Here is a 12,702-nt window from a genome sequence, read left to right as displayed (position 1 = left end):
GATTATCAAGGCACCTAGTGCCATCCTCACCGGCTTGGCGATGTTCCCTCTGTCACTGTTGAACAGAGCAGCGTACTTATCTTCAATGACTGACCAGGGAATCGAAGCTGCCTTTTTGACCCAACGGTTTTCTGGATTCATTGTGAGGCCCAATGGCTGATCGAAGTCATAAATGGTCAATTGCCGATTCGTCTGCTTTTTGTACATTTTCATCGCCTCTTCGTATCATTTTTGAAAAAAGTGCACGGGTTTTTGGTGTTTTCCCCTAGATTCCATGCATCTATTATACCAAAAAACATCGAAAAACGCTGTCACAATAAGGTTTATAAATTATTCAGTAGACATTATTTATACCGGTTGCGGACGATGGCGCAGCTGCGGAACGACAAAAAAATGGAATGATACGGAGATCATCCCATTCTTTATTGATTAGTCTCTAAGAATTTCAGAAAGCAAGCATCCGGCTGTTAGAATTTGCGTTTTCTGGCAGCTTCAGATTTTTTCTTGCGTCTCACACTTGGCTTTTCATAAAATTCATGTTTACGAGCGTCTTGTAGAGTTCCAGTTTTTGAAACAGTACGTTTAAAGCGACGAAGAGCATCATCAAGAGATTCGTTTTTACGAACAACTGTTTTTGACATTAAATATTCCCTCCCTCCGAGCATTAAAAGTAACGTTTCCTTTTGAAAGCTAGCAATCAAAATGAAATTGTTCTTTTGATATTATATCATAGGCGAAAGCAATTGCAACGGTTTATTGAAAACAAATACAGGAATTGTATCGGAATTGTATCGGAATCTTTTTTTCAGGAAAAAATTGCTTGACGTCCGGTAAGGTACGCTATCCGGCAGCCAGGCAATCCTTGCAGATCCCGAATATTTCGAAGCGATGGGAAGAAATTTGGCATCCCTCCAACTGTTGCTCAAAAAAATCCATCGGACACATCTGCAAAGCAATCGTCATCCCGCACTGCTGACAGATAAAGTGGTGATGGTGGTGCCCCTCATGCAGGCAAGTGATCCTGAACAATTTTTCATTGTTCAACTCGGTTTCTTCCAAGATCCCCACATCGACAAAAGTGTACAGATTGCGGTATATAGTGTCGTAGCTGAGTGTCGGATACTCAGCTTCCAAAGCCTGAAGAACAGCCTTTGCGGACAGATAACGGTTTGCTTCCGCAAAAACCGTTATGATATCTTCTCTTTTTTGGGTGTATTTGTAACCATGCTTTTTTAATTTCTGCAACGCAATTGTTACGGTATCGACCGGCATCATTTTCCCTCCCGACTCTATCAATTTCAAATTGACTATAGTATATTATTAGTGAGATTGCAATCATTAAGATTCAGGGAGGACGAATTATATGGAACAACAAGCGCACGAGGACCTGCATTTTGTCATCATATCCGATTCGGTTGGGGACACCGCCAGGAAAGTACTCCAGGCCGTTCTGGCCCAATTCCCGTCGATCACCGTTCATATGTACCATTACCCGTTCATCAGGAAGATGAAAGATCTGGAACCTGTTTTGAAAGAAGCCAAAGAATTGAAGGCATTTGTGATCCATACTCTGGTCGTCGAGGACTTGAGCGAATTCACGGACAGTTTCTGCGCTGCAGAAAACCTGCCTTGCTACAATATTTTAAAAGCACTGGTGAGCGATATTTCCGAAAAAACCGGACAGCAACCCCTCCGGCGAGCCGGCGCTTTGCACCGTTTGGATGACGAATACTTCAACCGCATCAGCGCCATCGAGTTTGCCGTCAAATACGACGACGGCAAAGATCCGAAAGGCTTCTTGGATGCCGATTTGGTCCTGTTGGGTGTTTCCCGCACTTCGAAAACGCCGCTTTCCATGTTTTTGGCGAACAAAAACATCAAGGTAGCCAACTTGCCGATCATGCCGGAAGCGGCTGTGCCTGACGAGATTTGGCAAGTCGATCCGAAGAAAATAGTCGGACTGACAAACGATGCGGAAGTACTGAACAACTTCCGCAAGGAGCGTATGATTGCTTACGGTTTGTCACCGGAAACCATCTACTCGGATATGGATCGCATCCGGGCAGAATTGGAATACGCCTATGAATTGTACAACAAGTTGGGCTGCATCGTCATCAACGTATCCAAACGTTCCATAGAAGAGACGGCCGCCATCATCATGAGCAGCATCGAAATTTCCGACACAACCATCATCCCTTAACAACAAAAGAAGAGGACGCGGTTTTTAAATCCGCGTCCTCTTCTTTTGTTGTCCGCTAGCGCATCGGCCGGGCTAGAAACCTCGGCTGGATCCGCCGCCTCCGGAAGATCCTCCACCGCCGAACCCGCCGCCTCCGCCAAAGCCGCCACCAAAACCGCCGCCGAATCCGCCGGAACCGCCGCGACGGTTGTTATCCCGATAACCGCCGCTCCCCAGGAGCAACCACCACAAAGGGTCCATTCCGCCGCCTCGGCCACCGCGTCCACCTCTGCCCCGGCCACCGAAAAAGTAGGACAGCAGCAAAAGAATGAACAGGAATTGGACCAGTTCCGCAATGAATGAGGAATCGTCTTCTTTGTATTGGTCAGCATCGACAGGATAGCCGGAAAAGATGACAGCATCGTCGAATTGGTATTCTTCATTGACGACGACAGCAGCCTCGGTGAATATTTGCTTGAGCCCGCCGTCGAAATCATTGGCCGAAAGATAATCCAGATGATTGTCCAGAATCCGTCCGGTCCTGCTGTCGGTCAGGGCGCCTTCAAGGCCATATCCGATTTCGAAGCGGATTTCCCTTTCCTCGAGGGCCAACAAAATCAGCACTCCGTTATCGGTTTCCTTCTGGCCAATTTTCCACTTTTCGAACAGGTCGACGGAATACTCTTCGATTGTCTCACCCTGCAGCGAATCGACCACTGCCACAACGATTTGAGGCTTTTCTTCCGTCAATTCATATTGCTCATTCACGCTCATGATGAATGTTTTCGTTTCTTCGGAGAGCGTGCCGCTTGGATCATAGACATAAAAATCGCTTGTCGGTTCAGGCAACGTTTGCGCCTGTACTGATGGCGCGGAAACCATCGAAAAGAAAAACGCCACCAAAACCGCAAGCAATTGCCATCGTGCCTTTTTCCTCATTTGAAACAAAGCATCATCAGCCCCTCAATTATTCATCGTCTGTATTCAGGTCCACGCTAGGAGCGGTTTCAGCGCCGCTGACCGCTTCAAAATAAGATTTTTCATCAAATCCGAAAAGGCCTGCCATGAGCGATCCCGGGAACCGTTTGACTTTGTTGTTGTACTGTTGCACCGCTTCGTTGTAGCGGTCCCTTTCGACCGAGATCCTGTTTTCGGTGCCGGCCAATTCATCCATCAAGGCTGTAACTTGTTCGTTCGATTTCAGTTCCGGATAGTTCTCGACAATCACCAACAGACGCGAAAGTGCGGATTCCATCTCGTTGCTGGCCGCCACCTGTTCTTCGGTCGTCTGGGCACTGCCGATTTTCGCGCGGGCATCAGCGATCGCGCCGAAAACTTCCTGTTCCTGTTCCATCGCACCTTTCACCGATTCGACCAAGTTAGGGATGAGATCGTAACGTCTTTGGAGTTTGCTTTCCACATTCGCCCACTGCACGTCGACATTGCTTTCCTCCGTCACCAATCCATTATAGGAACTGATCAAGGGCACTCCCAGCAGCAACACCGCAATGAACACCCCGATTAATCCTTTCAACCAACTTTTCATCTTTCCCCATCTCCTTCTTTATGCTTTTATTGTCGCTTGCATTCCATTATCCCTGAACGGAAACAAAAACGCATCCATCCAAAGATGTATTTCTTACTGATTCAGTATGTCTTCCAATAATCTCGGATTGAATGTCTGCGACTTCAGCATATCCAATTCGAATTTGTAAGGGGCCTTCTTGTTCTTTTTGTCCTCGCCCACGAACGGTGTCTCCAATATTTTCGGCAAATCCTGCAGCTGCGGATGGTGCACAATCTTGTTCAATGTCCCGAATCCGATTGTGCCGAAGCCGATGTTCGCATGTCTGTCCTTGTGGGTGCCTCTTTCGTTTTTCGAATCGTTGACATGCACCACTTTCAGACGCTCCAACCCGATGACGCGGTCGAATTCCTCCAGAACGCCATCAAAGTCCTCCTTGATATTGTATCCTGCATCGTTAGTATGGCATGTGTCCAGCGTTACGGAAAGCTTGTGATTGTAGACTACGCCATCGATGATGGCCGCCAACTCTTCGAACGTTCGGCCGATTTCGGTCCCTTTTCCCGCCATCGTTTCCAGTGCGATCTGTGCTGTCTGGCTGGGCTCAAGCACTTCGTTCAAGCCTTTGATGATCTGTTTGATTCCTGTTTCAGCGCCGGCGCCGACATGCGAGCCAGGGTGCAACGTAATCTGTTTGGCGCCGAGCGCTTGCGCCCGCACAATTTCATCGCGCAAAAAATCGATCGCGAATTCAAAATGATCCGGTTTCGTTGTGTTGGCCAGATTGATGATGTAAGGCGCATGAACGACCAACTCGAGCAATCCATGCTTTGCCATATAGTCCATGCCCTCCGGAATATTCATCTCGTCTACGCTTTTTCTGCGGGTATTCTGCGGAGCCCCTGTATAGATCATGAAAACGGATGCCCCATATGAGGCCGCTTCCTCCGCTGAACCCAACAACATTTTTTTGCCGCCCATGGAAACATGTGAACCTATCTTTAACATATCTTCACCCTTTTATCGTATATTATCCTAATAGTCCGTTTCGCCTGCAATCAAATGAAGGACGAAAAAACAGCCTTATGATACGGTTATTGTATCATAAGGCTTGTTTTTCTTTCTATCAGATGCTTTTTTTGGCCCTGATGTCAGTCCAATGAAGCAATTCTTAAGCTCAGTTCTTTCAACTGCGCTGCGCTTACTTCGCTTGGTGCGCTGGTCATCGGATCGAAAGCTTTCCCGTTTTTAGGGAAGGCGATCACTTCGCGGATGTTCGACTCGCCGGCCAGCAGCATGACCAGACGATCCAAGCCTAAAGCGATTCCGCCGTGCGGTGGAAAACCGTAATCGAAGGCATCAAGCAAGAATCCGAATTCTTCCTGGGCATCCTCTTTGCTGAAGCCCAGTGCCGCAAACATCTGCTCTTGCACTTCTCTTGTGTGGATACGCAGCGATCCGCCGCCGATTTCATAGCCGTTCAGGACGATATCATAGGCTTGGGCATAGACTTCTTCCGGATGATCGGCCAATTTGGAAAGATCCGCATCATTCGGACGAGTGAACGGATGGTGCATGGCAGTGTAGCGTTTTGCGTCCGCATCGTACTCAAGCAATGGCCAATCCACGACCCAAACGAAGGCAAATTGGGATTTGTCGATCAGGTCCAGATCGCGGCCGAACTTCAGACGCAATTCCCCCAGAGCCTGATAGACGATCTCTTTTTTGTCGGCAACGAACACCAGCAAGTCGCCTGGTTCTGCATCCATCAACCTGATCAATTCTTCGCTGTCTTCCGTAAAGAATTTCGCAACGGCGCCTTTCAGGCCGTCTTCTTCAACTTTCATCCAAGCCATGCCCTTAGCGCCGTATTGCTTGGCGTATTCGATCAGGTTATCCATGTCTTTGCGCGAATAAGCATCGGCTTTGCCTTTGACGTTCAGACCGCGGACTTGGCCGCCCTTTTCGCTCGTCGCTTTGAATACATTGAAGGATGATGTTTTCGCAAACTCATTCAAGTCGATCAGCTCCAGGCCGAAACGGGTATCCGGCTTGTCGCTGCCGAAACGGTTCATCGCTTCGTCATAGGAGATGCGCGGGAACGGAACCGGAATGTCTTTGTCCAACACATCCTTCATGACTTTCTGCAGCATGTTTTCGGTGATTCCCTGAATTTCCTCAGCGGAAAGGAAGCTGGTTTCGATGTCCACTTGCGTGAATTCAGGTTGTCTGTCACCGCGTAAATCCTCATCACGGAAGCAGCGCACAATCTGGTAATAACGGTCAAAGCCAGCGCCCATCAGCATCTGTTTGAACAGTTGCGGGGATTGCGGCAATGCGTAGAATTCGCCTTGGTGGACGCGGGAAGGGACGATGTAATCGCGCGCGCCTTCAGGAGTCGACTTCGTCAAATATGGCGTTTCGATGTCCATGAAATGCAAGTCATCCAAATAGTTGCGGACAGTGCGTGTCGTTTGGTGACGGATTTTCATGTTGTTCATCATTTTGTCTCTTCTCAGATCGATGTAACGGTATTTCATTCTCAGTTCATCGGATACGTTCACATCACCTTCAACGTAGAACGGCGGTGTTTTCGCTTTCGCCAAAATCTCCACGGATTCCGCTTCGATTTCGATTGTGCCCGTGCCGATGTTTGGATTGATTTGATTTTCTTCCCGAAGGACGACTTTACCTTTTACCTGCAGGACATATTCCCCACGGATTGTTTCCGCGATACGGAAAGCTTCTTCGCTGAACTCCGTGTTGAAGACGACTTGAACGATACCTTCACGGTCACGCAGATGGATAAAGATCAATCCGCCTAAGTCTCTTCTTTTGTTTACCCAGCCGTTGGCGACGACAGTCTGCCCGACATTTGCTTCCGTAAATAATCCGCAATACTCTGTTCTTCTTTCCATGTTCACTACCCTTTTCTGTATGATCTAGTCTTCTTTTCCGAAAAATTCATTGAACGCCGTCATATCGGCGGTCTGTGTTTTGTACACTTTATCAAAATCCGCGTAAATTTCAGCCAAAGACAAAGTCTGCTCTTTGCCTGTCGCCATCACTTTGAATTGCACTTGCCGATTCTTCAGTTCCTCTTCCCCGATGGTCATGACCACTTTGGCGCCGTTTTTCGTGGCTGTCTTGAACTGAGCCTTCGCTTTGCGGTCGTGGAAATCACGGTCAGCCGAATAGCCCGCTTGGCGCGCATTTTGGACCAATTTCATGACTTCGATGTTCGTTTCTTCGCCCAAACCTACCACATATACATCAAGTTCCGACAATTTTGGAACATCGACTTGCTGGTCTTTCATCAAAAGGATCAATCTCTCCAAGCCCATCCCGAAACCGAAACCGGGCACTTCCGGTCCGCCGATTTCCTGGACCAAACCGTCATAGCGTCCGCCGCCGCAGATGGTCGTTTCCGCTCCGAAGACTGCGGAGGATGTCATGATTTCGAAAATGGTATCCTGATAATAGTCGAGCCCGCGTACCATGTTGCTGTTGATCGTGAAAGGGATCTCCAATACCTTCAGCATTTCCTGGACCGCTTCAAAATGCTGCTTTGATTCTTCCGAAAGGAAATCCAGAATGCTCGGTGCATGTGCCACAATCTCTTTATCGCGCTTATCTTTGCTGTCCAATACGCGCAGTGGGTTTTTGTGCAGACGGGTCTGGGAATCTTTGCTCAATTCATCATGGAAAGGCTCCAGGTAGGCGATTAGCGCTTCGCGGTACCTGATCCGATCCGCTGTTTTGCCCAACGAATTGATGACCAATTTCAGATCGCTCAATTCCAGTTCCTTCAACAGGTCCCATGCCAATGCCATCGTTTCGACATCCGTCGCCGGGTTGACGCTGCCGAATACCTCGACTCCCAATTGGTGGAACTGACGCATTCTGCCGCCTTGTGGTCTTTCATAGCGGAACATCGGGCTGATGTAGTATACTTTCAATGGTTTCGGGTGTTCAGGTCCGAACAGCTTGTTTTCGACATAGGCACGGACAACCGGAGCCGTACCTTCCGGTTTCAAAGCGATATGCCGATTGCCTTTGTCGTAGAAATCATACATTTCCTTCGAAACGATGTCGCTCGTATCGCCGACCCCTCTGGAGAACAACTCGAAACTCTCGAACATCGGGGTGCGGATTTCCGAAAATTGGTAATCATGCAACAAGATGCGGGCTGTCTCCTCCACGTATTGCCAAATTTCCGCTTCCTGCAAAAATATATCGGCAGTCCCTTTTGGCTTTTGTATCATTTTTTTATCTCTCCTTTAAGCTTTATCCTGTCTGTTCTGTCCGAAAAAAAGCAAAAAAATAGCCCTCTTTCCATCATGGAAAAGGACGATTGATCAGACGTGGTGCCACCTTTATTCGAAAGCACAGCTTTCCTTTGGCGAGTAACGTTCGCGGCGTAATAGCTTTTCACTATTAATCCTCCAACCTGTCTTTCAAATAATCGTTTTGGGATTGCTCTCAGCCGCGGCAACCCTCTCTGATCAAACCGACCTATTTTACTTCGATCTTCACTGGACTTTTGTAATTTCCTTTACGATACAAGATAAGCAACGAATTGTCAATACCGTTTTCATCAAATTCTAACTTTACGGAGCACTTTCCCTGCCGCAGCGCCATGTCTGGCCGGAAATGCATCCGGGCATAATTTCTGAAAAGGCTTTGCATTGGATGCTGTATCTTTGCTATAATGAATAGAAGAATTGAACAGTTTCTGTAAATTATTATGCATCCAAACCAGAAAGGAGACAGCTAGTGAAGACTCTCGCAAAAAATAGACACCTGTTCTTCCTGACGATTGTTTTGCTGTTTGTCGGATTGGGCTCCTTCGGTACGGTAGCATTGGCCAACTATACCAGTGTCGGCATAACCGCAAGCATTGTAAATGTCCGCTCCGGCCCTGGCTTATCCTACGACATCATGACGCAGATACAGGGTGGCTCATCAGTCAATGTTCTGAGCGAAAAGAACGAATGGTATAAAGTCCGGCTCTCGGACGGGAGAATCGGTTGGGTGGCCAGCTGGCTGATCAGCAACACCGAAATCGCGGCAACCTCCGACCTGCTTGCGACCGTTCTGGTTCCGTCCGCCAACGTTCGCCAAGAGAATAATGAGGCTTCCGAAGTGGTCGGAACAGCCAGTCAAGGCGAAAAATTCGCCCTGCTGTATGAAGAAAACGGCTGGAGTCAAATCCAGTTCAACAATAAAGTCGCTTGGATTTTGTCCGAACTGATCGAAATTTCCCCTGGCAGCATCCAGTTGGCGCCCGAAACGGTAGACACCACAGCCACTGGGGCTGGGGCCGACGAGTCCGCTCCGATGGTCCTCATCACGATGGATGGCGTAAATGTCCGCAGCGGGCCTTCGACGGGCAGCGATATCCTTTTCATCGCCGAAAAAGGTGAAAAATATGAACTGATCAGCGAAAGCGGGGACTTCTACAAAATCCGCTATGAGGGCAACAAAGAAGGTTATGTCGCTTCATGGTTGGTGGAAACTACCAAGTCGATCAATCAGCCAGTCACCGCCTCCTCTACCACGACGCTTTCCGAAGCGACCATCGTGATCGATCCGGGGCACGGCGGGGAAGACCCGGGTGCTGAAGGTACTTACATCTACGAGAAGGAAGTGACCCTCAAAACCGCTGAAGCGGTGGCGGAAAAATTGCGCAGCGCGGGGGCGAATGTATTGTTGACCCGCACTTCCGACGTCTATGTGACGCTCGAAGATCGGGCAGCCATGAGCAATGCCAACAACGCGGATCTGTTCATCAGTTTCCATTATGACTCCACCGCGTCCGGTGCCTTAGCGACAGGCTTTACGACTTACTATTACGCGGATGCGGATATTCCGCTGGCGAATCTGGTCGATGATCATCTGGCCGACACCTTGCCGTTGCAGGACAACGGATCCAAGTTCGGGGATTTCTTGGTCACGCGCGAGAACACGCAACCCGCTCTGCTTTTGGAACTCGGCTACATGAACAATGATTCCGATGTCAAGACCTTCAATTCCGATTATTATCGCTCGTTGGTTGCCGAAAGCATCTACCAAGCTTTGACCCAGTATTTCCAATAAACCAGCGCACAGCGCTCCAAAATAACGGAGAAGGCGCCCTGAACCACGAATGTTCAGGGCGCCTTCTCCGTTATTTGTTTTTGGAATCTATAAGGATGGTCACGGGGCCATCGTTGTTCAAACGGACTTCCATGTGGGCACCGAATCGGCCGGATGCGACAGAGAAGCCTTCCGCCCTCAGGAGTTCATTGAACGCTTGATAAAGGGTTTCTCCGGCATCGGGGGCAGCGGCTCCGGTAAAACTCGGGCGGTTGCCCTTTTTCGTATCTGCGAATAAAGTAAATTGCGATATCGAAAGGACGGCCCCCTCAACATCCTTCAAAGAACGGTTCATTTTTCCGTCCTCATCTTCAAAAACTCTCAGATTCGACACTTTGCGGGCAACGTAGGCGACATCTTCCTGCGAATCCTCTTTGCCTATCCCTACGAGGAGCAGAAAACCTTTTCCGATCTCCCCTATTGTTTCTCCAGCGACCGAAACGGAAGCTTCGGCCACTTTCTGTACGACAACACGCATATTTTCCCTCTCTTCATTTTGATTAGGAGGTGACTCTCCTGACGGTGTAGACATCCGGGATATTCTTGATTTTATCGACGATTTTATCCAATTGGCTCAAATTCTGGATCCCTATCTTCAACGTGATCACAGCGATTTTATTGCTGTCGACTTTACCGTTCACGCTGCTCAGATTCTTGGTCATCGTGTTCACGACATGCAATATTTCGTTCAGAAGGCCGGAGCGGTTGTAGCCTTCGACCGTCAGCTCCGTTTCATAATCGATATTGGACGTGCCCGTATCTTCCCATTCCACTTCGATCAACCGATTTTCGTGCTCTCCGGACACTTGGACATTCGGGCAATCTTTGCGGTGGACGGATATGCCCCGGCCTTTGGTGATGTAGCCGACGATTTCGTCCCCGGGTACCGGATTGCAGCAATGGCTGATGCGGATGAGCAGATTATCCACGCCTTGGATGACCACGCCGCCTTCATGGCGGATCTTCATTTTTGGATTGTCTTTTTTGGTCTTTTGCTCGATTGTGTCCATCTGCTGTTCCGTTTTGTGCTTGTCGCGTTCGCGGCGGGCTTTTTCGGTCAAGCGATTGGAGACGATGAACGCAGACAGCTCGCCGAAACCGATAGCGGCATAGAGATCATCTTCCGAGTTCACATTGAAGCGGTTCAAAAGATCTTTGATCGCCTGTTTGGTCAGGAACTCTTTTGGTGAGAATTCCATCTCCGTCAATTGTTTTTCCAGCATATCCCGGCCTTTGATGACATGTTCGTCGCGGTCCTGCAGCTTGAAGTAGCGTTTGATTTTGTTTTTTGCCTTGCTGGTGGAAACCAGGTTGATCCAGTCCCTGCTTGGTCCGAATGAGTTCGGGGAAGTCATCACTTCGATGATGTCCCCGTTCTGCAGTTTGTAATTCAACGGCACGATTTTGCCGTTCACTTTGGCGCCGATGGTTTTGTGCCCGATTTCGGTATGGATGTTGTAGGCAAAATCCAACGGACCCGCGCCGGATGGCAACTCAACCACATCGCCTTTCGGAGTGAAGACATACACTTTGTCCTTGAAGATGTCCTCTTTTACGCTTTCGACGAATTCGCTGGCATTCTTGGAATCATCCTGCAGGTCAATCAGATCGCGGAACCAATCGATTTGGTGGGGCATCTTTTCGGGATCGATTTTTTTCGTGATGCCTTCTTTGTAAGCCCAGTGCGCAGCAACCCCGTATTCCGCGACCTGATGCATCTCGATTGTCCGGATCTGGATTTCGACGGGTGTACCCTGGGTTCCGATAACGGTTGTATGCAGCGACTGGTACATATTCGCTTTCGGCATCGCGATGTAATCTTTGAACCGACCGGGCATCGGCTTCCATTTTGTATGGATGGCCCCTAAAACGGCATAGCAATCCTTGATGGAATGCACGATGACTCGGATCGCCAGCAGGTCATAGATTTCCGTGAATTGTTTCTTTTGGTCCTTCATTTTCCGGTAGATGGAGTTGATATGCTTCGGCCGGCCGTAGATGTCGGCTTCGATTTCCAGTTCATCGATCGATTCCTTGATTTTGCTGATCGTATCTTTGATGTACAGCTCCCGTTCATCCCGCTTGCTGTTCATCAGATGCACGATCCGGTAATATTGCTGCGGGTTCAGATACCTCAACGAAGTATCCTCCAATTCCCATTTAATCCGGTTCATCCCCAACCGGTGGGCTAACGGTGCATAAATTTCCATAGTCTCATTGGAGATGATCCGCTGTTTCTCGGGTCTGTGGTATTTCAGCGTGCGCATGTTGTGCAATCTGTCGGCCAACTTCACCATGATGATGCGCAGATCTTTTGCCATCGCCATCAACATCTTGCGGTGATTTTCGGCCTGTTGCTCCTCATGGGACTTGTATTCGATCTTGCCCAATTTTGTGACTCCATCCACCAAGATGGCCACGGTTTTGGAGAATTCGCGCTCGATGTCCGCCAACGTATATTCCGTATCCTCTACGACATCATGCAAAAATCCCGTTGCAATCGTTTCCGGGTCCAGTTTCAAATCTGCCAATATCGCTGCGACTTGAGTCGGATGAACAAAATATTCCTCACCGGATTTGCGCATCTGTCCGCTGTGGGCTGCCCGGGCAAAATCACACGCTTTTTGGACAAATGCCACATGGGTTTCATTCATATACTCCGTGCAGAGCTGCACAACCTCTTCAGGCGAATAGGTTTTGATTTTCGGCATGTTGTCACTCCTGACTCTTAAGTTTATGTATGTATTTGCTGCAATCCCGTCCGCGAACGGAAAAGCAGTTGAATATATCAAATTTTGCAAACAAAATAAGTGCATATATTTCCCTTTATTATACTTTAAATCGGAACGATGCGCCATCA

11 protein-coding genes and 1 pseudogene are annotated in these 12,702 nt (G+C 48.7%); 2 read left to right on the top strand and 10 right to left on the bottom strand.

Translation table 11 applies throughout. The features are described from left to right. From BMX58_RS06250 to BMX58_RS06240, 3 genes and pseudogenes are all read right to left on the bottom strand, one after another. Positions 1-207: pseudogene (locus BMX58_RS06250) on the bottom strand (IS5/IS1182 family transposase); the annotation flags it as partial. A gap of 260 nt (positions 208-467) precedes the next feature. Continuing rightward, positions 468-641: a 30S ribosomal protein S21 gene (gene rpsU / locus BMX58_RS06245; RefSeq protein WP_068559653.1), complete on the bottom strand. Its 174-nt coding sequence runs from the start codon at positions 639-641 to the stop codon at positions 468-470. 199 nt (positions 642-840) lie between these two features. Further along, positions 841-1,275 (bottom strand): Fur family transcriptional regulator, encoded by a 435-nt coding sequence (locus BMX58_RS06240; protein WP_068622862.1) that lies wholly within the window; start codon positions 1,273-1,275, stop codon positions 841-843. A gap of 88 nt (positions 1,276-1,363) precedes the next feature. Between BMX58_RS06240 and BMX58_RS06235 the strand changes: the two genes are divergently transcribed. Continuing rightward, positions 1,364-2,200 (top strand): pyruvate, water dikinase regulatory protein, encoded by an 837-nt coding sequence (locus BMX58_RS06235; RefSeq protein WP_068622863.1) that lies wholly within the window; start codon positions 1,364-1,366, stop codon positions 2,198-2,200. Between the two features lie 72 nt (positions 2,201-2,272). Here BMX58_RS06235 and BMX58_RS06230 read toward each other — a convergent pair whose 3' ends face one another. The 5 genes from BMX58_RS06230 to hisS all read right to left on the bottom strand — a co-directional run bounded on the left by BMX58_RS06230 (position 2,273) and on the right by hisS (position 7,969). Further along, positions 2,273-3,118, bottom strand: coding sequence for a TPM domain-containing protein (locus BMX58_RS06230; protein ID WP_068622864.1), 846 nt, complete (start codon positions 3,116-3,118; stop codon positions 2,273-2,275). A 28-nt stretch (positions 3,119-3,146) separates the two neighbouring features. Next, positions 3,147-3,725: a LemA family protein gene (locus BMX58_RS06225; protein WP_068622865.1), complete on the bottom strand. Its 579-nt coding sequence runs from the start codon at positions 3,723-3,725 to the stop codon at positions 3,147-3,149. A gap of 93 nt (positions 3,726-3,818) precedes the next feature. Next, a complete protein-coding gene (locus tag BMX58_RS06220) occupies positions 3,819-4,712 on the bottom strand; it encodes a deoxyribonuclease IV (RefSeq protein ID WP_068622866.1) in 894 nt (297 codons plus the stop codon). A gap of 143 nt (positions 4,713-4,855) precedes the next feature. Beyond that, on the bottom strand, positions 4,856-6,622 hold the full coding sequence (gene aspS / locus BMX58_RS06215; RefSeq protein ID WP_068622867.1) for an aspartate--tRNA ligase: 1,767 nt from the start codon (positions 6,620-6,622) through the stop codon (positions 4,856-4,858). A gap of 24 nt (positions 6,623-6,646) precedes the next feature. Next, complete coding sequence (hisS, locus tag BMX58_RS06210; protein ID WP_068622868.1) at positions 6,647-7,969, bottom strand: histidine--tRNA ligase; 1,323 nt, start codon at positions 7,967-7,969, stop codon at positions 6,647-6,649. Between the two features lie 511 nt (positions 7,970-8,480). Here hisS and BMX58_RS06205 point away from each other — a divergent pair. Beyond that, a complete protein-coding gene (locus tag BMX58_RS06205; RefSeq protein WP_068622869.1) occupies positions 8,481-9,803 on the top strand; it encodes an N-acetylmuramoyl-L-alanine amidase family protein in 1,323 nt (440 codons plus the stop codon). Between the two features lie 70 nt (positions 9,804-9,873). Here the strand turns inward: BMX58_RS06205 and dtd are convergent, their stop codons facing one another. Together dtd and BMX58_RS06195 are read right to left on the bottom strand one after the other, a co-directional pair. Next, a complete protein-coding gene (gene dtd / locus BMX58_RS06200) occupies positions 9,874-10,320 on the bottom strand; it encodes a D-aminoacyl-tRNA deacylase (RefSeq protein ID WP_068622870.1) in 447 nt (148 codons plus the stop codon). A 22-nt stretch (positions 10,321-10,342) separates the two neighbouring features. Then, positions 10,343-12,553 carry a RelA/SpoT family protein gene (locus BMX58_RS06195; protein ID WP_068622871.1) on the bottom strand — a complete coding sequence of 737 codons (2,211 nt, stop codon included), beginning with the start codon at positions 12,551-12,553 and terminating at the stop codon, positions 10,343-10,345. Positions 12,554-12,702: the final 149 nt, after the last annotated feature.

Origin of the sequence: Trichococcus ilyis, assembly GCF_900109135.1 — a bacterium.
Taxonomy (GTDB): Bacteria; Bacillota; Bacilli; order Lactobacillales; family Aerococcaceae; genus Trichococcus; species Trichococcus ilyis.
This window is presented reverse-complemented; position numbering and strand designations above follow the sequence as displayed.

Coding starts and splice junctions, on each gene's coding strand:
- rpsU (WP_068559653.1), bottom strand. CDS start 641: ATGTCAAAAACAGTTGTTCGTAAAAACGAATCTCTTGATGATGCTCTT.
- BMX58_RS06240 (WP_068622862.1), bottom strand. CDS start 1,275: ATGATGCCGGTCGATACCGTAACAATTGCGTTGCAGAAATTAAAAAAG.
- BMX58_RS06235 (WP_068622863.1), top strand. CDS start 1,364: ATGGAACAACAAGCGCACGAGGACCTGCATTTTGTCATCATATCCGAT.
- BMX58_RS06230 (WP_068622864.1), bottom strand. CDS start 3,118: ATGAGGAAAAAGGCACGATGGCAATTGCTTGCGGTTTTGGTGGCGTTT.
- BMX58_RS06225 (WP_068622865.1), bottom strand. CDS start 3,725: ATGAAAAGTTGGTTGAAAGGATTAATCGGGGTGTTCATTGCGGTGTTG.
- BMX58_RS06220 (WP_068622866.1), bottom strand. CDS start 4,712: ATGTTAAAGATAGGTTCACATGTTTCCATGGGCGGCAAAAAAATGTTG.
- aspS (WP_068622867.1), bottom strand. CDS start 6,622: ATGGAAAGAAGAACAGAGTATTGCGGATTATTTACGGAAGCAAATGTC.
- hisS (WP_068622868.1), bottom strand. CDS start 7,969: ATGATACAAAAGCCAAAAGGGACTGCCGATATATTTTTGCAGGAAGCG.
- dtd (WP_068622870.1), bottom strand. CDS start 10,320: ATGCGTGTTGTCGTACAGAAAGTGGCCGAAGCTTCCGTTTCGGTCGCT.
- BMX58_RS06195 (WP_068622871.1), bottom strand. CDS start 12,553: ATGCCGAAAATCAAAACCTATTCGCCTGAAGAGGTTGTGCAGCTCTGC.